Origin of the sequence: Streptococcus mitis (assembly GCF_003942795.1) — a bacterium.
In the GTDB taxonomy this organism is placed as follows: Bacteria; Bacillota; Bacilli; order Lactobacillales; family Streptococcaceae; genus Streptococcus; species Streptococcus mitis_BJ.
This window is the reverse complement of sequence record NZ_RJNY01000020.1, coordinates 1-24288: the sequence shown is the minus strand read 5'-3', so window position 1 is coordinate 24288 and position 24288 is coordinate 1. Positions and strand designations below refer to the sequence as shown.

Sequence of the window (24288 nt, the reverse complement as noted above, 5' to 3'; positions counted from 1 at the left end):
CTATTAATCAAGTTTGTGATACAATAGGTAGAAACAATATTTTATAAAGGAGAAAAGACACATGCACATTTTTGATGAGCTAAAAGAGCGTGGTTTGATTTTTCAAACGACTGATGAAGAAGCTTTGCGCAAAGCCCTAGAAGAAGGTCAAGTTTCTTATTATACTGGCTACGATCCAACCGCTGACAGCCTTCACCTAGGCCACCTTGTCGCAATCTTGACAAGTCGTCGTTTGCAACTAGCAGGTCACAAACCTTATGCGCTCGTTGGCGGTGCTACAGGTCTCATCGGAGATCCGTCCTTCAAAGATGCTGAACGTAGTCTCCAAACAAAAGACACAGTAAATGGCTGGGTCAAGTCTATCCAAGGACAACTTTCTCGTTTTCTTGACTTTGAAAATGGGGAAAATAAAGCTGTCATGGTCAATAACTACGACTGGTTTGGCAGCATCAGCTTCATTGACTTCCTTCGTGATGTCGGAAAATACTTCACTGTCAACTACATGATGAGCAAGGAGTCTGTGAAGAAACGGATTGAAACAGGGATTTCTTACACTGAGTTTGCCTACCAAATCATGCAAGGGTATGACTTCTACGTCCTTAACCAAGAGCACAACGTAACGCTACAAATCGGTGGTTCTGACCAGTGGGGAAATATGACCGCAGGTACCGAATTGCTTCGTCGTAAGGCTGACAAGACTGGTCACGTTATTACTGTTCCACTCATCACAGACGCAACTGGTAAGAAATTTGGTAAATCTGAAGGAAATGCAGTCTGGCTCAATCCTGAAAAGACTTCTCCATACGAAATGTACCAATTCTGGATGAACGTCATGGATGCTGACGCTGTTCGCTTCTTGAAGATCTTTACTTTCTTGTCACTTGATGAGATTGAAGAGATCCGCAAACAGTTTGAAGCGGCTCCACATGAACGCTTGGCTCAAAAAGTCCTCGCTCGTGAAGTCGTAACACTTGTCCACGGTGAAGAAGCCTATAAGGAAGCCCTCAATATCACAGAGCAACTCTTTGCAGGAAACATCAAAAACCTTTCTGTCAAAGAACTCAAACAAGGACTTCGTGGTGTGCCAAACTACCAAGTACAGGCAGACGAAAACCACAATATCGTGGAACTCCTCGTGTCATCTGGTGTGGTGAATTCAAAACGCCAAGCCCGTGAAGATGTTCAAAATGGAGCCATCTACGTCAACGGCGACCGTATCCAAGACCTTGACTATGTCTTGAGTGACGCAGATAAGTTAGAAAACGAACTAACTGTTATCCGCCGCGGGAAGAAAAAATACTTCGTTCTTACATACTAAAAAAGAAGACTGGGGGCATTTGCCATCCAGTCCTTTTTTTGCTAGACTAAAACTATGAATACAAACCTCAAACCAAAACTCCAGCGCTTTGCATCTGCTAGCGCCTTTGCCTGCCCCGTTTGCCAAGAAAGACTGACCTTGGTAGAAACTAGTCTCAAGTGCAGCAATCGTCATTCTTTTGACCTAGCAAAATTCGGCTATGTCAATCTAGCACCTCAAATCAAGCAATCTGCCAACTATGACAAAGAAAATTTCCAAAATCGCCAGCAAATCCTAGAAGCTGGCTTTTATCAGGCTATCTTAGAAGGTATTTCTGACCTACTAGCGACTAAATCATCTGCAAAAACTGTCTTGGACATCGGCTGTGGCGAAGGCTTCTACTCTCGCAAACTCCAAGAAACCCACTCCAACAAAACCTTCTACGCCTTCGATATTTCAAAAGACTCGGTCCAAATTGCAGCCAAAAGCGAACCAAACTGGGCAGTCAATTGGTTTGTCGGTGACCTAGCTCGCCTTCCTATAAAAGACACCAGCATGGATATCCTGCTTGATATCTTTTCGCCTGCCAACTATGGGGAATTCCGTCGTGTTCTATCCAAAGATGGTATCTTGATCAAGGTCATCCCGACTGAAAATCACCTCAAGGAAATCCGTCAAATGGTGCAGGACCAGCTGACAAAGAAGGATTATTCCAACCAAGATATCAAGGAACATTTCCAGGAACATTTCAGCATCCAATCTCGCCAGATTGCTTCCTTAACAAAACCTATCACAGCAGAGCAACGCCAAGCCCTGCTTTCCATGACACCCCTTCTCTTTCATGTTGACCAGACCAAGATTGACTGGAATCAACTGACGGAGATTACCATCGAAGCAGAGATTCTGGTTGGAAAAGCACTGTAAGCCAGTTTTGGAGATACTACAAAACCCGCACCTCTTTTTGAGGTGCGGGTTTAAATCGCGATTTTTCAACTGTCTATCCGAAAAGTGGAAAAAATTTTAACCTCTCCATTTATTTTCGATTCGAAATGACAAATTTATCAATGAATAATAAGTGAAATGAGGCAAGTGTAATCCCCAAATAGCACCCATGATAAGAGATTTCTTGATGGGTAAGTGGAAAAAGAGTACGATTCCCCGTCAAGAGGGATGACAAAATCACAAATAGTATCCAAAATAAATCAGTCCATTTATATTTTGAAAAATATTTTTTCCACATAAAAACACCTTCTTTCTTCACCACAATGCTATTATAATACAAATTGTAAGCGGATACAAGAAATATGAGGTCATCAACTGCGAAGAATCATGAGACTGAAATACAGTGAAAAGCAGTATTTCTAAAACTTCAACGTATCTATGATTTATCTCTTTTTAGACCTGATTGGCTAAAATCCACATCATTCAAAAAAGCGATTAGTATAAATTTTGTATCTTAGTTCAAGTGCCAGATATCTTCATTGTACTGAGCGATTGTACGGTCAGATGAGAAGAATCCTGCTTTAGAAATGTTAACGATGACTTTATCCAACCATGCGTCACGATCTTCGTAGTCAGCAAGCATTTGCTCTTTGACTTTGATGTAGTCTTCCAAGTCAAGGAGAGTCATGAACCAGTCTTTGTTGATCAATTCGTTGTAAAGACGTTCCAAGCGTTCTTTCTTGCCTACTGCAAGAACAGCGTCACTCACGATGAAGTCAACCAATGGTTTGATAGCTTCACGAGCGTAGAATTCGCTTGATTTGTAAGCTGCTTTTGCGTAAAGGTCGATAACAGTTTCTGAATCTTCACCGAAGATGTAGATATTTTCGTCGCCAACCAACTCAGCGATTTCCACGTTAGCTCCGTCCATAGTACCAAGAGTCAAGGCTCCGTTCAACATGAATTTCATGTTACCAGTACCTGAAGCTTCTTTAGAAGCAAGTGAGATTTGTTCTGAGATGTCACATGCTGGGATGAGGAAGCTTGCTGCAGTAACGTTGTAGTTTTCAACCATAACCACTTGCAAGTGTGGAGCTACTTCTGGATCATTTGCAATCACTTCTGACAAGCAAAGGATCAAGTGAATGATGTCTTGGGCGATTGTGTAGGCAGGAGCTGCTTTACCACCAAAGAAGACTGTGATTGGACGAGCAGGAATGTTACCAGCCTTGATATCAAGGTATTTGTGGATGACATACAAAGCGTTCATTTGTTGGCGTTTGTACTCGTGAAGACGTTTAATTTGGATATCAAAGATAGAGTTTGTATTGATTTCCACACCTTGGTGATCTTTCAAGTGACGAGCCAATTTACGTTTGTTGTGAGCCTTGATGCTTTCCAATTTTTCTTTAACAGCAGCCTTGTCTTCGTATGACAAGAGTTTTTCAAGCTCATCTGCTTCATGGTGCCAACCACGGCCAATAATCTCATCCAAGTAGTGAGACAGTCTTGGGTTGGCATGCATGAGCCAACGACGGAATGTGATACCGTTTGTTTTGTTATTGAATTTTTCTGGGTAGATGTCGTAGAAAGCTTTCAACTCTGAGTTCTTCAAGATTTCAGTGTGAAGAGCTGCAACCCCGTTTACGCTGTATCCGTAGTGGATATCCATGTGCGCCATGTGTACACGATCATTCTCATCGATGATTTGAACAGCTGAGTCTTTGTATTCTGCTTTAACACGGCGGTCCAATTCTTTGATGATTGGTACCAAGTGAGGAACCACTTCTTCCAAGAATTCAAGAGGCCATTTTTCAAGGGCTTCAGCAAGGATTGTGTGGTTAGTGTAGGCAGTCATGCTACGAACGATAGAGATTGCTTCATCAAGTTCGATACCACGCGCAGTCAAAAGACGGATCAATTCAGGAATCACCATTGATGGGTGAGTATCGTTGATTTGTACAACTGCGTAGTCCGCAAGGTCATGCAAGTTGCTTCCTTTTTCGATTGCTTCGTCGATGATTAATTGCGCACCGTTTGAAACCATGAAGTATTGTTGGAAGATACGGAGCAATTCACCTTGCTTGTCGCTATCGTCTGGGTAAAGGAAGAGAGTCAAGTTGCGAGCGATATCTGTCTTGTCAAAGTTGATACCATCTTCGATGATAGAAGAATCAACTGAATCCAAGTCAAACAAACGCAAGCGGTTTTTAGTAGCTGTCTTGTAACCAGGTACATCGATATCGTAAAGGGTAGATGTCAATGTGAAGTGTGCAAATGGCACTTGGTAGCTACGGCTTGAGCGTACCAACCAGTTTTGCTCTGTCAACCAAGCGTTAGGAATCGTTTCTTGTTGGTTGTTTTTAAGAACTTGTTGGAAAAGACCGAAGTGGTAGTTCAATCCAACACCGTCACCATTCAAACCAAGTGTAGCGATTGAGTCGATAAAGCAGGCTGCCAAACGTCCCAAACCACCGTTACCAAGTGATGGTTCCAATTCTACTTCTTCGATTTCGATCAACTCTTTACCTGCAGCAGCAAGTTCTTTCTTCACATCGTCGTAAAGACCAAGGTTAATCAAGTTGTTTGACAAGAGTTTACCAATCAAGAACTCAGCTGAGATGTAGTAAACTTTTTTCTTACCAGTGTTGACTGGTTTTTGGCTGCTAGCAAGCTTGCTGTAGTTAAGAAGAGCAAGGTAAAGCTCTTCATTGCTACATTCTGCAATGGTTTTATTGTAACGTTTTTGTACAAATTCGTTTAATGGTAACATGTTTATGTGTCTCCTGATAATGTCTTATTTCTTTAATTCTACCAAATTTTCATTGATTCGGCGATAAATTGTAGTCAAGTCAAGCAAAGTTTCTTCAACAGCTGGTGTGAGTTGGTCTGCTGTCATACGCCATGACCAGTTTCCGCCAAGAGTAGATGGGAAGTTCATACGAGCTGACTCATCTAGTTCTAGCAAGTCTTGCATAGTTGCAATAGCCATGAAGCTAACAGATGAAAAAACTGTGCGAAGCATTGCGTGTGGCACTGTTTCATACTCTTTACGGTTCGTATAACGAGCCATGTATTCACGAGTTGGATCGTCGATTTCATTACGGTACCAACCAAGAACCGTATTGTTATCGTGTGTTCCTGTGTACATAACAGAGTTGGCAGGTGCCAAGTGTGGGCTATCAATACTTTCGTCTTCTGGGTTGAAGGCGAATTGAAGAATCTTCATCCCTGGGAAGCCAGTACGCTCACGCAACTCGATGACTTCATCTGTCATGAAACCGAGGTCTTCTGCGATGATGTTTAGCTCACCAAGCTCTTCCTTAACGGCTGCGAAGAGTTTGTAGCCTGGACCTTTCACCCATTTACCAGGTGCTGCTGTATCGGAACCAGCAGGAATTTCCCAGTAAGATTCGAAACCGCGGAAGTGGTCGATACGAACGATATCGTAGATTTTGAAGCTTTCGCGCAAGCGTTCAATCCACCATTTGTACCCGTCTTTGTCCATCGCTTCCCAGTCATAGATTGGGTTCCCCCAAAGCTGACCAGTGGCAGAAAACTCATCTGGTGGGCATCCTGCGATGCAAGTTGCTTTACCATTGGCATCTGTCTTGAAGAGGTGTGGATTTGCCCACATGTCGCTTGAATCTTCCGCTACATAGATAGGCATGTCTCCAACGATTTCGATGTGGTTATCGTTAGCGTAAGCTTTCAATTTCAACCATTGTTGGAAGAAAAAGTATTGAGTCACACGATGGTAAACCAACTTGTCTGCCAATTTCTCACGGTAGCTTTCAAGCGCCGAAACTTTACGAGCACGAGCATCTGCGTCTGGCCATTCTGTCCAAGCAAGATTGTTAAAATGCTCTTTGATAGCCATATACTCTGCGAAGAGTTCGAGCCATGATTGGTTGTCTTTAGCAAACTTCTCAAAATCTTTGACATCACCCACTTCCAAGAAGCGTTTCACTGCTTTTTCTAAAAGTGGACGACGTGCATAATAAATCTTCGCATAGTCAACTTCAGATGCATCGCTACCAAAGTCAACACCTTTAAGATCACTGGCTTCGAGCAAGCCTTGCTCTACCAAGATATCAAGGTCGATAAAATGCGTATTTCCAGCAAAGGCCGAGAATGATTGGTATGGAGAATCTCCATAGCTTGTTGTCCCAAGAGGGAGGATTTGCCAGTAACGTTGCTTCGTACGAACCAAGAAATCAACGAAATCATAGGCAGTCTGGCCAAATGATCCAATCCCGTATGCTCCTGGCAGAGAAGAGATGTGCATCAACACACCACTTTGACGTTTTTTCATAATAGCACCTCATGTGTTTGTTATAAAACGTTGCGTAATCAAGGCGCAAACGTTTGCGTTAAATTAAGTATAGCGTATTTCAAACACAAATGCAAGCGTTTTTAAAAAATTTTTTTGAATTATTTTAATCAAACAAAACTTGTTCCCACTGATATTTTATGAAATAAGCGAAAAAATTTTTAAAGATTTTCTAATTTAAGATAATTCATTCCCAATATCTGCTTTATTTTCTGAAAAACCGAGCCGGATTTACGCAATCGTTTCCCTAATATATTTCCTATTCAAGAAAAACAAGCGTTTTAAGTTCTTTCCTATATAAGGGCTTTAACAAATGTTTGAAACCTTAAAATTTTTTTAAAAAACTTTTTAAAAAAGCTTGCAACCGTTTTCTATTTGTGCTATACTAAGCTCATAAAAGAAAACGTTTGCGTTTTCTAAATAAATTATACTGTTATTCTTTAGGAGGAATACACTATGTCATCTAAATTCATGAAGAGCGCTGCTGTGCTCGGAACTGCTACTCTCGCTAGCTTGCTCTTGGTAGCTTGCGGAAGCAAATCTGCTGACAAAGCAGCTGATACTAGCTCTTCAGAAGCACAAGAACTCACTTTCTACGTTGAAGACCAATATAAAGCCTTCGCTGAATCAGCTGCAAAAGCTTATGAAAAAGAATCTGGCGTAAAAGTTACTATCAAAACAGGTGACCAAATGGGTGGTCTTGATAACCTTTCACTTGACAACCAATCTGGTAAGGCTGCTGATGTTATGATGGCTCCATACGACCGTGTAGGTAGCCTTGGTACTGACGGACAACTTTCAGAAGTTACTCTTAGTGATGGTGCAAAGACCGATGACAAAACAAAATCTCTTGTAACTGTTGGTGGTAAAGTATATGGTGCTCCAGCCGTTATCGAATCACTCGTTTTGTACTACAATAAAGACTTGCTAAAAGAAGCTCCTAAAACTTTTGCTGATTTAGAAAACCTTGCTAAAGATAGCAAATACGCTTTTGCTGGTGAAGATGGTAAAACTACTGCCTTCCTAGCTGACTGGACAAACTTCTACTACTCATACGGACTTCTTGCTGGTAACGGTGCTTACGTATTCGGCCAAAATGGTAAAGATCCTAAAGATATCGGACTTGCAAACGAAGGTGCCATCACAGCTATCAACTACGCTAAATCTTGGTACGAAAAATGGCCAAAAGGTATGCAAGATACTGAAGGAGCTCCAAACTTAATTCAAACTCAATTCCAAGAAGGTAAAACTGCTGCTATCATCGATGGTCCTTGGAAAGCTCAAGCATTCAAAGATGCTAAAGTAAACTACGGTGTTGCGACTATCCCAACTCTTCCAAACGGTAAAAACTACGAAACATTTGGTGGTGGTAAAGCTTGGGTTATCCCAGCAAGCACTAAGAACCTTGAAGGAGCTCAAAAATTTGTAGACTTCCTTGTATCAACTGAACAACAAAAAGCGTTCTACGACGCTACAAATGAAATCCCAGCCAACACTGAAGCTCGCACTTATGCTGAAGGCAAAAAAGATGAGTTGACAACAGCCGTGATTGAACAGTTCAAGAACGCTCAACCAATGCCAAACATCTCACAAATGTCAGCTGTTTGGGACCCAGCTAAAACAATGCTCTTTGAAGCTGTAAGTGGTAAGAAAGATGCGAAAACAGCTGCTAACGATGCTGTAACATTGATCAAGGAAACAATCAAACAAAAATTTGGTGAATAATTGATTTGTTCAAGGGGGGTGGAAGCAAAATCCCCCTTTGAATTTATAGATACGCTTCTTATCAGTTGTATGTATCTTACGATTGAATCTGAGTTTTATCTCGCATCCTATGAAAGGAGTAATCATGGAAAAACAACAGCCTCGCAAAGCAGCCTTGCTGTCAATCATTCCTGGTTTAGGACAAATCTATAACAAACAAAAAGCTAAAGGATTTATTTTCCTTGGTGTTACTGTTTTATTTGTTCTGTATTTTCTAACACTTGCAAGCCCTGAATTGAGCAATTTGATCACACTTGGTGACAAACCTGGTCGTGACAATTCACTTTTCATGCTGATTCGTGGTGCTTTTCACTCTATCTTTGTTGTCGTTTACTTACTCTTTTATATCTTTAATATCAAAGATGCACATACGACTGCTAAACGTATCAACAACGGTATTCCTGTAGCTCGTACCTTCAAGGATATGGTTAAGGGCGTTTATGAAAATGGGTTCCCATACCTTTTAATCATCCCATCGTATGTAGCGATGACATTTGCGATTATCTTCCCTGTTATCGTAACCTTGATGATCGCCTTTACCAACTATGACTTCCAACACTTGCCACCAAACAAATTGTTGGACTGGGTTGGTTTGACGAACTTCACAAACATCTGGAGCTTGAGCACCTTCCGTTCAGCCTTTGGTTCTGTTCTTTCTTGGACCATTATCTGGGCCTTGGCTGCTTCTACTTTGCAGATTGTCATTGGTATCTTTACAGCCATCATTGCCAACCAACCATTTATCAAAGGAAAACGTATCTTTGGTGTTATTTTCCTTCTTCCTTGGGCAGTTCCAGCCTTCATCACTATCTTGACATTCTCAAACATGTTTAATGATAGTGTCGGTGCCATCAACACCCAAGTCTTGCCTCTTTTGTCTAAGGTTCTTCCTTTCCTAGATGGAGCTCTTATCCCTTGGAAAACAAATCCAACTTGGACGAAGGTTGCCTTGATTATGATGCAAGGTTGGCTAGGATTCCCATACATTTACGTTTTGACTTTGGGTATCTTGCAGTCTATTCCTAACGACCTCTACGAAGCGGCTTACATCGATGGGGCCAATGCTTGGCAAAAATTCCGCAACATCACTTTCCCTATGATTTTGGCTGTTGCAGCACCAACATTGATCAGCCAATACACCTTCAACTTTAACAACTTCTCTATCATGTATCTCTTTAATGATGGAGGGCCTGGTACTGTCGGAGGCGGAGCCGGTTCAACTGATATCTTGATTTCATGGATTTACCGTTTGACAACAGGTACATCTCCTCAATACTCTATGGCGGCAGCTGTTACCTTAATTATCTCAATCATTGTCATCTCTATCTCTATGATCGCATTCAAGAAACTACACGCATTTGATATGGAGGACGTCTAAGATGAATAACTCAATCAAACTCAAACGTAGACTGACTCAAACCCTCACTTACCTCTACTTGATTGGCCTATCAATCGTGATTATCTATCCACTTTTGATTACCATCATGTCAGCCTTTAAAGCAGGTAACGTCGCAGCCTTTAAACTCGATACCAACATCGACTTCAATTTTGATAACTTTAAAGGACTCTTTACTGAAACCTTATACGGCACTTGGTATCTCAATACCTTGATTATCGCCTTGATTACCATGGTTGTTCAAACAAGTATCATCGTACTGGCTGGTTATGCCTACAGCCGATACAACTTCTTGGCTCGTAAGCAAAGTTTGGTCTTCTTCTTGATCATTCAAATGGTGCCAACCATGGCCGCATTGACCGCCTTCTTCGTTATGGCGCTTATGTTGAACGCTCTTAACCATAGCTGGTTCCTCATCTTCCTCTACGTCGGAGGAGGTATTCCGATGAATGCTTGGCTCATGAAAGGTTACTTCGATACCGTGCCAATGTCTCTTGACGAATCTGCGAAACTAGATGGTGCAGGACACTTCCGTCGCTTCTGGCAAATCGTTCTCCCTCTTGTTCGCCCAATGGTGGCTGTACAAGCTCTTTGGGCCTTCATGGGACCTTTCGGGGATTATATCCTCTCTAGTTTCTTGCTTCGTGAGAAAGAATACTTTACTGTTGCCGTTGGTCTCCAAACCTTCGTTAGCAATGTGAAAAACATGAAGATTGCCTACTTCTCAGCAGGTGCTATCCTCATCGCCCTTCCAATCTGTATTCTCTTCTTCTTCCTACAAAAGAACTTTGTTTCAGGACTTACAAGTGGTGGCGACAAGGGATAATCTATCCCCGCCACCCTTTTTCATTTTGGAGCATGTTGCTACAGCTACAAGATTGGACACCCTTCTACAAATCTTATTGAAACTATCTTTCAATAAGGAATTGATTTACTAGACTTGAAATAAAGCACATTTCTCTATATAATAATACTCATATAGAAAACACTTTTAGAAAGATGCCTATGCTTCCATATCCATTCTCGTATTTCTCTAGTATCTGGGGATTTCGTAAGCCCCTATCAAAACGTTTCGGACTTAACTGGTTTCAGCTTTTCTTTACTAGCATTTTCCTCATCAGTTTGTCCATGATTCCGATTGCCATTCAAAACAGCTCACAGGAAACGTACCCACTGGATACCTTTATCGACAATGTCTACACTCCACTGACAGATGAAGCCATCATGGACTTGTCAGAGAATACACAAATCGTAGATGGAAAGCTGAACTACTCAGGTACGAAGAATCAGCAACCTTCTCTTTTGCTTGGTCCAAGCCAAAGCAAAGAACTGCCAAAGGACTTACAACTTCATTTTGATACGGAAGAACTTGTCATCAGCAAGGAAAGTAAAGAGCTGACTCGTATTCGCTACCACGCGATTCAAACGGAGAGTTTCCAGAGCAAGGAAGATTTAACCCAGGCCATTTCTAAAGACTGGTACCAACAAAACCGGGTCTATATCAGTCTCTTTCTCGTTCTTGGTGCAAGCTTCCTCTTTGGATTAAATTTCTTCATTGTCTCTCTTGGAGCTAGCTTTCTCCTTTATATCACCAAAAGATCACGCCTCTTTTCATTTAGGACCTTTAAAGAGTGCTACCATTTTATCTTGAACTGTTTAGGATTGCCCACTCTGATTACGCTTATTTTGGGACTTTTCGGCCAAAATATGGCAACCCTTATCACTGTACAAAACATTCTTTTTGTTCTTTATCTGGTCACCATTTTTTACAAGACACACTTCCGTGATCCAGATTATCATAAATAGGAGATTTTTATGCCCGTTACGATTAAAGACGTGGCCAAGGCAGCAGGTGTCTCACCTTCCACTGTTACCCGCGTTATTCAAAACAAATCAACGATTAGTGATGAAACCAAAAAACGAGTTCGCAAGGCTATGAAGGAGCTCAACTACCATCCCAACCTCAATGCTCGTAGCTTGGTAAGTAGCTATACTCAGGTTATCGGCCTGGTGCTCCCTGATGACTCGGATGCCTTTTACCAAAATCCTTTCTTCCCATCTGTCCTACGAGGGATTGCCCAAGTCGCGTCTGAAAACCACTACGCTATCCAGATTGCAACGGGAAAAGATGAGAAAGAACGTCTCAAAGCTATTTCCCAGATGGTCTATGGTAAGCGTGTAGATGGTTTGATTTTCCTCTATGCCCAAGAAGAAGATCCTTTGGTTAAGCTAGTAGCAGATGAGCAATTCCCTTTCCTCATTCTCGGAAAATCTACTTCACCCTTTATCCCTCTTGTTGATAATGACAATGTCCAGGCAGGTTTTGATGCAACAGAATATTTCATCAAAAAAGGATGCAAGCGAATTGCCTTCATCGGAGGAACCAAAAAACTTTTCGTAACACAAGATCGTCTAATGGGTTATGAGTTAGCTCTTAAACAATACCAACTTCCTATTGATCCAAATCTGACCTACTTTGCGACCGAATTTCTTGAAGATAATGGTTATCGCTTTAGTAAACTTCTCTTCGAACATGATCCAAATATTGATGCTATTATTACTATTGATAGCCTTCTTGCTGCAGGGGTCTGTGATTACATCGCAAAACACCAACTGGATGTCCCTGTCCTCAGCTTTGACTCGGTCAACCCTAAACTGAACTTGGCAGCCTATGTGGATATCAATAGCCTGGAACTTGGACGCGTTTCCTTTGAAACCATTCTCCAGATTATTAACGATGCCAAAAACAATAAACAGATTTGTTACCGCCAGTTGATTGGACACAAAATTATCGAAAAATAAAGACCAGCCCCAGTGAACTGCACCCCAAAAGTTAGACAGAAAAATCTAACTTTTGGGGTGTTTTATTATGAAATTGAGTTATGAAGATAAAGTTCAAATCTATGAACTAAGAAAACAAGGATATAGCTTAGAGAAGCTTTCAAATAAATTCGGGATAAACAATTCTAATCTTAGGTACATGATTAAATTGATTGATCGTTACGGAATGGAGTTCGTCAAAAAAGGAAAAAATCGTTACTATTCCCCTGAATTAAAACAAGAAATGATTAATAAAGTCTTACATGAAGGCTGGACTAAAGATAGAGTTTCTCTTGAATACGGCCTCCCAAGTCGTACGATACTTCTTAACTGGCTAGCACAATACAAGAAAAACGGGTATACTATTGTTGAGAAAATAAGAGGGAGAGTACCTAAAATGGGACGTAAACGGAAGAAATGACAGAACTAGAGCGACTCCAAGAGGAGAATGAACGCTTACGGACTGAGGTGGCTTACCTAAAAATGTTAAAAGAGTTAGAGGAAAGGGACGAAGCCTTAGAGCGAGAAAAGTAGAGACAGTTAGAAGAATGGCTTCAGGAGGATTTCGACTAGATTTACTTCTTGAAGCGGCTCGTTTACCTCGCTCAACTTACTACTATCAGTTGAAGCAACTAGATGGGCTTGACAAAGATAAAGAGCTTAAAATCGAAATTCAGGCCATTTATAATGACCATAAAGGAAATTATGGCTATCGTAGAGTTACTCTTGAACTAAGAAATCGTAGTTTTACAGTGAATCATAAGAAAGTTCAACGTCTGATGAAGGTCCTTGGTTTAAGTGCTCGAATTCGTCGGAAACGAAAGTATTCTTCCTACAAAGGAGAGATTGGTAAGAAAGCAGACAACCTGATTCAACGTCAGTTTGAAGCATCAAGGCCAATGGAAAAGTGCTATACGGATGTGACAGAGTTTGCCATTCCAAATAGCACACAGAAATTGTATTTATCGCCTGTTTTAGATGGCTTTAATAGCGAAATTATCGCCTATAATCTTTCTTGTTCTCCTAATTTAGAACAAGTGAAAGCTATGCTGGAGCAGACCTTTACAGAGAAATACTATGAGAATACGAGTCTCCATAGTGATCAAGGATGGCAATACCAACACGATTCTTATCACAGGTTTTTAGAGAGTAAGGGAATTCAGCCACCCATGTCGCGCAAGGGCAACAGCCCAGACAACGGTATGATGGAATCTTTCTTTGGCATTTTGAAATCGGAAATGTTTTATGGTTATGAGAAGGCGTTTCAGTCGCTTAAGCAATTGGAACAAGCTATTGTGGACTATATTGATTACTACAACAACAAACGAATTAAGGTCAAACTAAAAGGACTTAGCCCTGTGCAATACAGAACTAAATCCTTCGCTTAAATTATTTGTCTAACTTTTTGGGGTCAGTACATTTTGAGGGTTATTATCTACATTATTTGCCTTTTTCTTTTGTCAACCAATATGTGATTCCTGCTGATGAAATTGCTGATAAAATAATCGCTAAAATAACCCATACTCTGTTATTATCCACTGAAATTGGCGCTTCATATGTTTCTTTTTTAGTTTCAATTGGATTAGATAAAAAATTCATCACATTTTGATTGGTCGTTCCACCATCACGAATATTCTTCATAACAGTTTTAAAGGACTCTGCGTAGTCTCTATTCCCTTGAATAACTTCTGCTTCATTAGATATCAAATCATTCGTAGTTGAAATAGTCTTATCAACATTACCTTTAATAGTCTGAACTTGGTCAACAAATTGAGTAAACTGATCCTTCATAGTTCCAACCGCTTCATGATTTTGACTAGTTTCTTTTGATCCAGTAGAAGTTGTAGACACTAATGATTCAATTGAACTATATAAGCGATTTGATGACTCACTATCATTGATTAATATTCCACTATTAGCATCTGAAGCTGTACCCGTCACTTCCAATTGTTTCGCTTTCGTTTCCTTCCACTTATCGTACTCGGTTGATAAGGTCTTAATCGAATTGTTATACCAATCAGCTAAGTTTGTAATTTGATTTTTGAAATAATCATTTGGTAACTCAGCTTCAGCCAATTCAGGCAATGTGTCACTTGATTTTTCTAATGACTCCAAAGAGTTTTGAATTTGTTCCAACAAAGCCATACCTGACTCTTTAAACTTAGCAACTTGATCTTCTGACAACTGAGTCACTATATCGTCACGACTGATATTACCATACATATTGTAAACAGAATCTGGTGATAAGGCAGAAAAATTAATAGAGGAGCTACTTGGACTTCCATAAATTGCTTGAATCATACCAGTTGTACGATCGATTTTGCTTAATTTATCAAGAATATGTTTTAAATCTTTTTTCACTAAAACATCTGACTCTTCTTTATCGCTACGATAAATAGTTTTCTTGACAGGAATTGTAGTTTCACCAATGTGTACTTCAAATGAAATTTCATTTTTCCCATAATGTGGTTCTAAAGTATATTCAACCGTCATAGTATAAAGCTTATCATCTGTTATAGTTTGCTCTCCTCCAACTAAAGTAGCATTTCCTGTAACATAAATTTTAGCTTTAGGAGATAAATATTTTGTCCCTTTAGAACTGCTAGAATCTCCGCCACCCTCAACTACCGTTGATGATTCAGGCAAACTACTGGATGGTTTTGTCACAGAAGCTTCGACAGTTTCAGACTCAGCCTGGGGCAATTTAACTGTCAATTCCATAGTTTCTGTTACTTTATCGAGCTTATCATTTTCAATCGATAAAAATTCAAAAATAGGTAATCCACTTATAGAGGTGGCCTTCTTATCAAATTTAGTATAATTCTTAAGTAAATCTATTTTTTCATTATATTCTTTGACTTGATCAGCTGTTAGGACATTGAGTTTCTCCAATTTACTAAATAAAGTTTGGTAATCAGTTGATTCAATACTAATATCTGTTAGATTTGAACGAATCAAATTTTGATAGGTTTCAGGCAAATGATTTTCAGTAATCAAACTTTTATTAATCTGATCTACAAGTGTTGCTTTAGCATCCGAAGTAAGGTTCGATTTTAAATCAACATCTTCTTTACCAAAGTAAAAGAGTGATATTTTCTTTTTCTCTTCTTCTAATTCTGTTTTAAGATGTTCAAATTCAGATTTTCTATCTTTTATTTTACCTTGATAATCAACAATAACCTTATGATAATCAACTACTAAATCTTCTAGTTTAGCTTGTTCAGATTTTTCCTCATCTGTACTATTTCCAAATTGATACAATGATTTAAGCACCGAATCATTTAAACCATCTATAATTTTAGAATTTTCTTCATGCTGTTCTTTCAAGGTACTATTGGTTGTTAAGACATTCTTTTCAAATATATCCTTCTGAAAATCAAAATAAGTTTTAACTTCCGTAAGTTGTTTTTCTAATCCGATTCCTGTATTATTTAAAAGGCTAACAACAGAATCAGAAAAAGCCTTTTGAGAATCTTCATAAGACGAATTCGTTTTCTGTAGATTTGAAGCTAATTCCAAAGTGCTTAACATAGACTGACTTGCTTCGTTTGACGGACCATAGATATATTGAGAAATTTTTGAATGCGTTCCAGACTGTTCATTTACAATATTATCAACATTTCTTTTAGCATCATCTAGATTATTGATAACACTTGAAAAATACATTTTTATAACATTTTGGTTAATAGTATTAAGGTACTCGCCTACTCGTAACTCAACATTCTTAGATTTAACTGGGTCTAAATTTGATTTCGTTTTATATGTTATCTTTGCTCTATCAGGATTAAAACTTTCCAGTTGAGCTATTTTTTCTGAAAACTGTTGTTCGATATAAACAATTACATCAACCGACCCATTTTCAAATNGATTTTCAGCAACATTACGAGTCATGACAGTCCATTGATTTGTATTCTCTTTTGATAATAAATTTGTGAAATCATTTCCTAGATTATAGGCGTTGCCATTTAATACGCCTCCAGCATCTTCATTTACCAGAGCAATATTCAATTTACGATCGTTAACCTTATTCGTTACAGAAATCTCTTGATTCTTTAAATAAATAAATGTTGCTCCTGAACCAACCAACAAAGTTACAAAAACACTACTACCTATAATTATTTTTTTCATAGCTAACCTCTCTCATTTATCTCTTTATTATACCACGAATACTAGAGTCAGGCAAGGAGGGCTTATAATCTTTATTATATTAATAAAACTTACCAATTCGTAACTTGCTTATGCACCGACCTATATACTAAATTTTAGGTATTTCATTTTCTCACCATATAGAAAATCCTAGAATAGAATCCTAGGATTTGTATGTCATTTTTTGAAGTCTTCTATGGTGAAATGGTCATAGGTGATTTTTGAGACTTCCTTCTTTTTGGTCTCTACCAATTTTTAATCTTTTTTAGCTCGTATCCCTACCATGATATCTGTATATAAAACATCATTTATCTTACTTGAAATATAAAATACGGGTGTAGATTCTTCTAAGTCATTGTCGATCAATAAATTGGTTAAGCCGTATATAGCCTTATCAAAGTTGACTGCTTCCTCCCCAGTAACTCTAGCTCCTACCATTTGAGGAACTAAAAAATAACTGTTATAAGCTGTCCCTTCCAGTAATTCATTCTCTCCTAAATAATCCTCATGAACGGGAAGATAAACTGTGATGTTGTATGTCCCATCATCCAACTCTCCGATATGAGGACATGAGTAAAATGGATTGCTTTTAGGTGTATATCCAGCTGCTACGGCTGTTTGAACCATATCTTGAAAGGCTACTGCAATTTCATCACCAGTAATGTTGTAATCGACACTTAAGACATTACTCATCATTAATGATTGATTCATACCATATCTAATTTCTGCCATTTTACTTCTCCACTGGGATAATCAAATCTACAAACAAATCATCATAAACTGGAATCAAGACCAGATACAACTTGTCTTGCAACTCCCAACCGTGCTCTCTGATGTAATCCTTCATCTCGTAGATGGACTGGTCCAAGCCATCCTCAAATGGCACACGTTTGCTGATACCCTCAATATTTAAACTAGCTTGGTACCTTAGTTGGCTCGTTGAGTCTGTTTCTGAAATGACAGGTATATAAAGGGTAACGTCCTGTTCTTCTTCGTCAAATTGAGTTGGAGTCATTTCAAAAATGGTCGGACCATCTTTATAGATGCCATTGGTATAGGGTAAGAGTTCTGTGTGGACAAACAACTCCAATAGTTCGTCCGCTTGAATCTGGACCTGGTCTGTCATCAAATGTTCCATATGAATTTGGACTTCTTTAATCATGTTTCTTTTCCTTTTTAAATCTATTTTTATCAAATTCTTTATTTTGAATCAAATCCGAAGACACTTCTATATGCTTGATTGGTCTTGTTTCCTCAATATCATGACGATGTTGGTAGGCATAGATAATATAAAACCATGTTTGGTATAAAGCAGAGCCAAAAATCATTAACAATAAGGATACTCCCCACCCCATTAAAAAATCATATCCAATGATAGCTAGAAAAATAAAGCAAAGAGATAAAAGTATTATCGGTCCCACTACAAAATTAAGCATAATTTTTCCAGCCTTCTCCGGGATAATTTCTTCAGAGTCCAAGTCAACCAAACAGCTCATGACGATAATAATTACAATGGCATAGATAAAGGGGAGAGATAACTTTAGAACAATAAAGCTATGGTCCCCACTCAAACTACTAAATCCAATAATAGTATAAACATGACCAGTCAGATACATGAGATAGGTTCCAAAACTAGTTAATATCCCTCGCTTAAGATCCAGTAAAAATACTAGATTTAAAACCCAGACAACAATCCCTGTAATAAGCAACCCTTGATATAAGTCCTCATTTTTTAGAACCTCTAACCCTCCTGCCATAAACATAAAAAATGCCAAAGGATATAAAATAAAAATCCCATTTAATACGCCCCAAAGAGGAACTGGTCCCTTTATTCTACTTCTTTGAAACTCAAAATATTTTTTGATTCTTTCAATAATCATTTAAACCATCCTCTCATCTCGGCAGCTTGTATATTCACTTTTCCTTTCTAAATCTATCCCTATCAAACTCCTTATTTTGGATCATATCTGAAGATACTCCTATATGCCTGATTGGGGTTGTTTCTTCGACATCATTGCGGTGTTGATAAGCATAGATAATATAAAACCAAGTTGCGTACAGAAATTGTCCAAAAATCATTAAGAATAAAGATATTCCCCATCCCATTAAAAAATCATATCCAAAAAATCCCAATAAAATAAAACAAAGAGCTAAAATCATTATCGGCCCCATTACAAAATTAAGCATAATTTTGCCTGCCTTCTCCGAGATAATTTCTTTAGAGTCCAAGTCAACCAAACAGCTCATGACGATAATAATCACAAGGGCATAGATAAGGGGGAGGGAAAGTTTTAAGCCAATAAAGCTATAGTCCCCACTCATAGCAGCAAAATCAACGATCGTATAAACATGACCCGTCAGATACATTAGATAAGTCCCAAAACTCGTTAAAATCCCTCGCTTAAGGTCCAATAAGAAAACCAGATTTAAAATCCAAGTAACAATGCCAGCAATTACTAGAAATTTGTATAAGGATGGATTTTTTAGAACCTCTAAGCCTAAACCTAAGCCCCAAAATGGTAAAAAAACTAAAGGATATAAAATAAAAATCCCATTTAATACTCCCCAAAGGGGAACTGGTCCTTGTATTTTACTTCGTTGAAATTCAAAAGTTTTTTTTATTCGTTCCAGTATCATTTAAACCATCCTCTCATGCCTTTTATCAGGCTATTGACTCCTTTTTTAAGATTATCAGTTATATGAAAACTATCGTTAAGTTTATTTGCAACCCAAACCGCACCTGCACTTGCTGCGATTGCTGCTGCTCCAGTTAACCAAACAGGGGCTGTCGCAACACCTAATAGACTTAGCCCAGCACCTGCTAATGCAGCCCCAGCACTCGCTGCGGCAGCTGCTGCAACAGTTGTTCCAGCCGCCTTGGCCGCATCTATCACAAAACCTGTTGCCACACTGGCCTTAACTTCATTTCCTCTTAGACCTTGACGTTTGGCCTCTTGTTTATTATCGCTGATTTTTGAAAAAGTATCAACTACATCTAAAGCAACACCAACAACCGCTGCTCCTTTTAAAAACTTACCAAACTTCGTAGCGGATTTAAAACCTTCTTTGTAATTTTTAAAGCTATCTGTAGCAGACTTAACTAAACCTTTAAATCCTCCAGAGGCGCCTGCCTTTCCTAAATTCCACAGTCCTTTACCAGCACCTTTGAAAGTAATCTCTTTAATAAACTCTTCTTTCAATAGGCTTCCAGTGGTAGACACAATTGATTTTCCGACACTTGCCACTTTGGTACTAAATCGAGTTGTATCTGTAAAAGATTTGAAAACCTTACTCAACTCTTCATTATATTTAGTATAGCCTAGCTTTTTCATTATGGATTTGAAGGTCTGTGGAACACCACCATTTTTATATTGAACAACCTTATAGGTACGATTGCCACTTAACTTCTTGGTAACTTCAAAATAATTATCTAGAAGTTTTCCAAATTTTGTTGTCTCTTTAAGAACAATGGTATCTCCTTTTTTATTTTGACTAAAACGATACAACGCATATAAAGCTGGCAAAATAGATTTTAAATGTTTTTTATAGTCCTTACTATTTTTATATAAATCACTCTTTGTGACATTTTTATAAACATTAAATAATGAATCTATTAAGTTCTCATTTTCGGCCACCGTCCCACTATACTTAGACTCGGCAAGCTGTTTTGCAAGAGCATTTTGGTACTTCACAGCTTTGGAGTTGCTATGGATAGCTGTGTGAATCTCTGAAACTGAGTTTTTAAACTGAGTTCGATTATAATAATTTCTCAATGCGGGGTTCCCATACGGAAGAGGGGCATAACCTGATAGTGTTGCGATTTCACTATTTTGCATATCGATAAGGTCAAAGGTATCTGTTTTTAGAAGAACACTATTAAAAGCTTCCATGTTCTTTATGGTATCATCTAAACTCTTGACTGCTTGATTATAGCTCGTGTTCACACTATCCAAACTAGGATTCGTTAACGTTAGGATATCACTTATCCCTGCATAGATATTTTTAGTCTTACTGGAACTGCTCTTCAATCCCTCGATCGGATCTTTCATCCGTTGCTTGATGCGTTCTAGGTATTCTGTCTTAATAATGGCACTGTTGTCGGTCTCTGACACCGTGTCTTGAAAGAGCTTCACAAGTCCATCATAGCGACTGACAATGCTATCTAGGGCATTGACATAGTTATCAACCAGTGGTATCTGATAGTTGGTCACCTTCTGGTTAATGGCATCCTTCACTGCCCCTTTGAGGCTATCGGTTGAAACGACCTCTGATAGACGGCTTCTCGAAACAGATAGCTGTTCCTTGATACTATTTACCGAAATAACTAACAACTCTTTTTGAACTCGAACTTCGGATACATCAATCTTCATTCACTTCCTCCTCTGCGTAAACACTGGAAATCAGTCCTGCGTCTAGATAGTCCTTACGCAGAGCTTCTTGGCAGTAGTGTTCATCCACGGTATCCGAATACCCTTCTGATACTACTCTCTTAATCAAGAGATTGCTTAAAAACAAGGGGGAAGTGTCAAAGCGTAATCCAAATGGATAGCCATGACCAATGTAGTCCACATAATGTCCGTTTGCCAAATCAACTCGACGACCTGAAAGAACTACAAAAAAGTCCATCTGCTCGCTTTCAAATGATGTAACCAAGTCCTTAGGAAGAAGCTCACGATCAAGTTCGACAACACTACCCAAAGGATAGATACGACTTAAACAGAGATCCACATAGGAAGCATACTGGATAAAAACTGAACGAGGTAAGGTGACTTCTTCTTGGAGACGCCGAATCCGCACGAGTTCTTTTTCATAGAAAAACTCCAACGGCGCCCCTATCATTGGATGATAATGATAACTAGGCTCGTCATTCATAAAAGCTATATAACACGCCCTAAAAACATCCGGATGTCCTGATAAGGTCATCGCTACCGCTGTCAATACTTCCTGATCCTTTTCAGACAGGTTACATCTAGACAAAGCTCGGGCGAATAAAATCATTTGTTCTTCCTTCATGGTAGCACCCCTCCTGATGCAATAGCTCCTGCTGCGATAGCTCCTGCTTCATGCGCGTCATCATCTATCTTATTCTGTCCTGCTTGTTCCATTTTTAGAGCATCTGAGCTGGTAAAATTTTTCAAAGTAACAATAGACTTGTTAAAGTGCTCCAAAACGTCATTAAAAGTGGTAAAAGGGGTAAGATCTGTGCGACTAAACCGCATATCACTTAGTTTACCGATTCCTTTAGTTGATGTAGAAACATCTCTTGTAATAGTGTTCCAACTGGATTGATTTACACCTGTATCTACCATTTCTCTCCCTAATCCTCCATATATTCATAGACACGAGCCTGATGATAATAAGATGCTATTGCAGACTGTAGTTCACTTGATTGAGTTTCCAGACTACGTATCTTATCCTCAATAGCAGTTTTATTATTGTTATGGCTATCTCGAAAATTAGTAATATTCGTTCCTAAATGATAAAAATGACCTTCAAAATCTTGCTGACGACTCCCCTTAAAACTAGAGGAATCTAAAGGAAGAATCTGACCTAAAGATCTTGCACGATTATCAATAGACTGTATCTCACTTGCTAAACTACTGCTAGCTTTTCTTAATCTAGATATTTTCCCGTCAACTACACTTTTTTCTCTTTGAGCTTCAGTAGCTTGTCGACGAAATCTAGCCGCAATTTGTTTATAATACGACCCCATTTCCCTTCTCCTTTTTATAAACTGTACTTCATTTTAGCATATTTTGCTTAGAATCAACAACCCATATACATATCCTTATGATTAAACTTACTCCCTTTGAATCAATCCCCAAAAGTGAGAACTCCTATAGTTAACTTTTGGGGAAAGGCTCTTAGCAAGTTCAAGCGTGAAGGATTGCCGATGCCAACCATATCCCCAATTGCAGAGTAAGCTATTGTCAGGTCTGGATGGGCAAATTTCACCAGTGACCATTCTACTTAATCTTCATTATAACATTTTCTCACCATATAGAAAATCCTAGAATGAAATCCTAGGATTTGTATGTCATTTTTTGAAGTCTTCTATGGTGAAGTGGTCATAGCTGATTTTTGAGACTTCCTCATCATAACGACTCAAAAAGTCTTGAAATCTACGATCAATGTAACCAAAGAAGAGCACTTCATCAATATCCTCTTTGTTAAAGAAAATAATGTTTTGATTAATAAGCCCTAGTGGTAGACTGACCGCTCCAAAATCAAAATAACCTTGCTTGCCGTCCTTTTCAGTAACTGGACAATGATTAACAATCATGACAGGCTCCACACCTTCTCTCACTCGAACAACACTCCCAATCGGTAAAGCAGTACGTTCTGACATCAGTTTTCTCCTTCTAAATATTTCTTCGCTTCCTGAACATAAAAGAGTTCTGGATTTTCACGGGCGATACTTTCAAACAAACTACGAGCACGAGCTTCATCTCCTTTTAGCTGGGCATTGAGAGCGCCGTAATAAGAAAACATGATTCGAGCTAATCGATTTTCTGGTTCGGTAGTGTCGAAGTAGTCGTTCACTTCTTTATTGAACACAATATCTTTTATGGCTTGAGTTTGGGCGACTAGTTTAGCTTTGCCTCCTTTAAAATCTGGCGCCTTGGACAATTGTTCCTCAAAGAAAGCAATGTCTTGCTCATCTTGAAGATGGATGGAAACCAACAATTGACCATAAGTTAATCTTAGAAATATGTCTGCACTAAATCTCTTCCAAACTTTTTTTAAATTAATTTTTGTAAAATTTTCCTTAGCAGCTTGAAAATCTCCTTTTAGATAAGCTACTTGACCTTGGATAAATTGGTGATACTCACGATATGTTGCCCTAAAGGGCTTAATAGATTTTTCTGATTGAACCCTGAACATGTCTTCATAGAGTTTAAGATTAATAGCATCGTTTAACATTAGATAAATAACCTTGTTTAGGACAAAACGTAGATATAAAACCCACATGACTACAAGCGACATCAGTAAAGCAAGTATTATCCCCCACCTTTTTGTTTCAGGTTGGTGTTCTAAAAAAACTGCTAATACTCCGATAACTAATGATATGATATAACTTACCTGACTAATAGTCTCTATTTGAAGTAAGACATCCTCCGTTGCTGAACTGACTATTTTTTTTACTAATTTCATATATTACTTCCCTTTATCATTAAAAATAGATACTCCGATAAGGATACCAATCGCAACTTCTATTAGTTTTACACTTCCAAAAGCAGCACCTACAGCAGGGGCAAACGCTACAGCACCAACTATAGCAACAACTGCGACAATAGACTCAACGGGGTGTTCCGCGGCATAGTCAAATGTCCTTTGTAGATGATCCACACTTCTCACCCCTGTTTCAGTGGTCGTTTTAACTGTTGCGTAGTCTTGTTTGACCTGATTATGTTCCTTCACATAAGTCACGCGATAGCCATCCTCTGACTTAGTTCCAACCTCAACCGAGCGATTCTTATAGCCAAAGCCAATGGAAAGGTTGGGCGCAAGTCTCCCGTAGCCTGAACTAATTTTGTCTGCTAGACTGAACTCACCCGTTATAGAATAGTCCTTTAGTCCTATCTTCGT

At 38.9% G+C, this 24288-nt stretch carries 21 protein-coding genes and 2 pseudogenes; 8 read left to right on the top strand and 15 right to left on the bottom strand.

What is annotated here, in order from left to right; all coding sequences use genetic code 11:
* Positions 1-61 precede the first annotated feature (61 nt).
* Both tyrS and D8847_RS08555 read left to right on the top strand, forming a co-directional pair.
* Positions 62-1318, top strand: coding sequence for a tyrosine--tRNA ligase (gene tyrS, locus D8847_RS08560; RefSeq protein ID WP_125841281.1), 1257 nt, complete (start codon positions 62-64; stop codon positions 1316-1318).
* Positions 1319-1372: 54 nt separating this feature from the next.
* Positions 1373-2221, top strand: a complete 849-nt coding sequence (locus D8847_RS08555) for a putative RNA methyltransferase (RefSeq protein WP_125841280.1) — start codon at positions 1373-1375, stop codon at positions 2219-2221.
* Positions 2222-2330: 109 nt separating this feature from the next.
* Here the strand turns inward: D8847_RS08555 and D8847_RS10815 are convergent, their stop codons facing one another.
* The 3 genes from D8847_RS10815 to malQ form a co-directional block, all read right to left on the bottom strand.
* Positions 2331-2537, bottom strand: a complete 207-nt coding sequence (locus tag D8847_RS10815; RefSeq protein ID WP_125841295.1) for a hypothetical protein — start codon at positions 2535-2537, stop codon at positions 2331-2333.
* A 216-nt stretch (positions 2538-2753) separates the two neighbouring features.
* Positions 2754-5012 (bottom strand): glycogen/starch/alpha-glucan family phosphorylase, encoded by a 2259-nt coding sequence (gene glgP / locus D8847_RS08545; RefSeq protein ID WP_125841279.1) that lies wholly within the window; start codon positions 5010-5012, stop codon positions 2754-2756.
* 24 nt (positions 5013-5036) lie between these two features.
* Entirely contained in the window at positions 5037-6554 is a 1518-nt protein-coding gene (gene malQ, locus D8847_RS08540) for a 4-alpha-glucanotransferase (RefSeq protein WP_125841278.1), read from the bottom strand.
* Positions 6555-7028: 474 nt separating this feature from the next.
* Here malQ and D8847_RS08535 point away from each other — a divergent pair, with 474 nt between their 5' ends.
* The 6 genes and pseudogenes from D8847_RS08535 to D8847_RS08510 all read left to right on the top strand — a co-directional run bounded on the left by D8847_RS08535 (position 7029) and on the right by D8847_RS08510 (position 13940).
* On the top strand, positions 7029-8297 hold the full coding sequence (locus D8847_RS08535) for an extracellular solute-binding protein (RefSeq protein ID WP_125841277.1): 1269 nt from the start codon (positions 7029-7031) through the stop codon (positions 8295-8297).
* A gap of 124 nt (positions 8298-8421) precedes the next feature.
* Positions 8422-9714: a sugar ABC transporter permease gene (locus tag D8847_RS08530; RefSeq protein ID WP_185757948.1), complete on the top strand. Its 1293-nt coding sequence runs from the start codon at positions 8422-8424 to the stop codon at positions 9712-9714.
* A gap of 1 nt (position 9715) precedes the next feature.
* Positions 9716-10558 (top strand): sugar ABC transporter permease, encoded by an 843-nt coding sequence (locus D8847_RS08525; protein WP_001065641.1) that lies wholly within the window; start codon positions 9716-9718, stop codon positions 10556-10558.
* Positions 10559-10737: 179 nt separating this feature from the next.
* Complete coding sequence (locus D8847_RS08520; RefSeq protein WP_125841275.1) at positions 10738-11538, top strand: DUF1189 domain-containing protein; 801 nt, start codon at positions 10738-10740, stop codon at positions 11536-11538.
* A gap of 9 nt (positions 11539-11547) precedes the next feature.
* Positions 11548-12534 carry a LacI family DNA-binding transcriptional regulator gene (locus D8847_RS08515; protein ID WP_125841274.1) on the top strand — a complete coding sequence of 329 codons (987 nt, stop codon included), beginning with the start codon at positions 11548-11550 and terminating at the stop codon, positions 12532-12534.
* Positions 12535-12601: 67 nt separating this feature from the next.
* Positions 12602-13940, top strand: a pseudogene (locus D8847_RS08510) (IS3 family transposase).
* A gap of 52 nt (positions 13941-13992) precedes the next feature.
* On the opposite strand, the gene esaA reads toward D8847_RS08510, so the two are convergent.
* The 12 genes and pseudogenes from esaA to D8847_RS08450 form a co-directional block, all read right to left on the bottom strand.
* Positions 13993-16680 carry a type VII secretion protein EsaA gene (gene esaA, locus D8847_RS08505; RefSeq protein WP_125841273.1) on the bottom strand — a complete coding sequence of 896 codons (2688 nt, stop codon included), beginning with the start codon at positions 16678-16680 and terminating at the stop codon, positions 13993-13995.
* Positions 16681-16953: 273 nt separating this feature from the next.
* Complete coding sequence (locus D8847_RS08500) at positions 16954-17430, bottom strand: DUF5085 family protein (RefSeq protein WP_125841272.1); 477 nt, start codon at positions 17428-17430, stop codon at positions 16954-16956.
* A gap of 1 nt (position 17431) precedes the next feature.
* Entirely contained in the window at positions 17432-17860 is a 429-nt protein-coding gene (locus D8847_RS08495; protein WP_125841271.1) for a hypothetical protein, read from the bottom strand.
* A complete protein-coding gene (locus D8847_RS08490; RefSeq protein WP_125841270.1) occupies positions 17853-18578 on the bottom strand; it encodes a hypothetical protein in 726 nt (241 codons plus the stop codon). The genes D8847_RS08495 and D8847_RS08490 overlap by 8 nt, the downstream gene beginning before the upstream one ends.
* A gap of 34 nt (positions 18579-18612) precedes the next feature.
* Positions 18613-19335, bottom strand: a complete 723-nt coding sequence (locus D8847_RS08485) for a hypothetical protein (RefSeq protein ID WP_125841269.1) — start codon at positions 19333-19335, stop codon at positions 18613-18615.
* Positions 19332-21068 (bottom strand): T7SS effector LXG polymorphic toxin, encoded by a 1737-nt coding sequence (locus tag D8847_RS08480; RefSeq protein WP_125841268.1) that lies wholly within the window; start codon positions 21066-21068, stop codon positions 19332-19334. The genes D8847_RS08485 and D8847_RS08480 overlap by 4 nt, the downstream gene beginning before the upstream one ends.
* A complete protein-coding gene (locus tag D8847_RS08475; protein WP_125841267.1) occupies positions 21058-21711 on the bottom strand; it encodes a DUF4176 domain-containing protein in 654 nt (217 codons plus the stop codon). The genes D8847_RS08480 and D8847_RS08475 overlap by 11 nt, the downstream gene beginning before the upstream one ends.
* Positions 21708-22007 carry a variable surface protein mvspG gene (locus D8847_RS08470; protein WP_033583729.1) on the bottom strand — a complete coding sequence of 100 codons (300 nt, stop codon included), beginning with the start codon at positions 22005-22007 and terminating at the stop codon, positions 21708-21710. Before D8847_RS08470 ends, D8847_RS08475 begins: the two co-directional genes overlap by 4 nt.
* A gap of 8 nt (positions 22008-22015) precedes the next feature.
* Positions 22016-22411: a YwqH-like family protein gene (locus D8847_RS08465; RefSeq protein WP_125841266.1), complete on the bottom strand. Its 396-nt coding sequence runs from the start codon at positions 22409-22411 to the stop codon at positions 22016-22018.
* Positions 22412-22735: 324 nt separating this feature from the next.
* Positions 22736-23047 carry a DUF4176 domain-containing protein gene (locus D8847_RS08460; RefSeq protein ID WP_125841265.1) on the bottom strand — a complete coding sequence of 104 codons (312 nt, stop codon included), beginning with the start codon at positions 23045-23047 and terminating at the stop codon, positions 22736-22738.
* On the bottom strand, positions 23047-23853 hold the full coding sequence (locus tag D8847_RS08455; protein ID WP_125841264.1) for a hypothetical protein: 807 nt from the start codon (positions 23851-23853) through the stop codon (positions 23047-23049). Before D8847_RS08455 ends, D8847_RS08460 begins: the two co-directional genes overlap by 1 nt.
* Positions 23854-23856: 3 nt before the next feature.
* A pseudogene (locus D8847_RS08450) lies at positions 23857-24288 on the bottom strand (hypothetical protein); the annotation flags it as partial.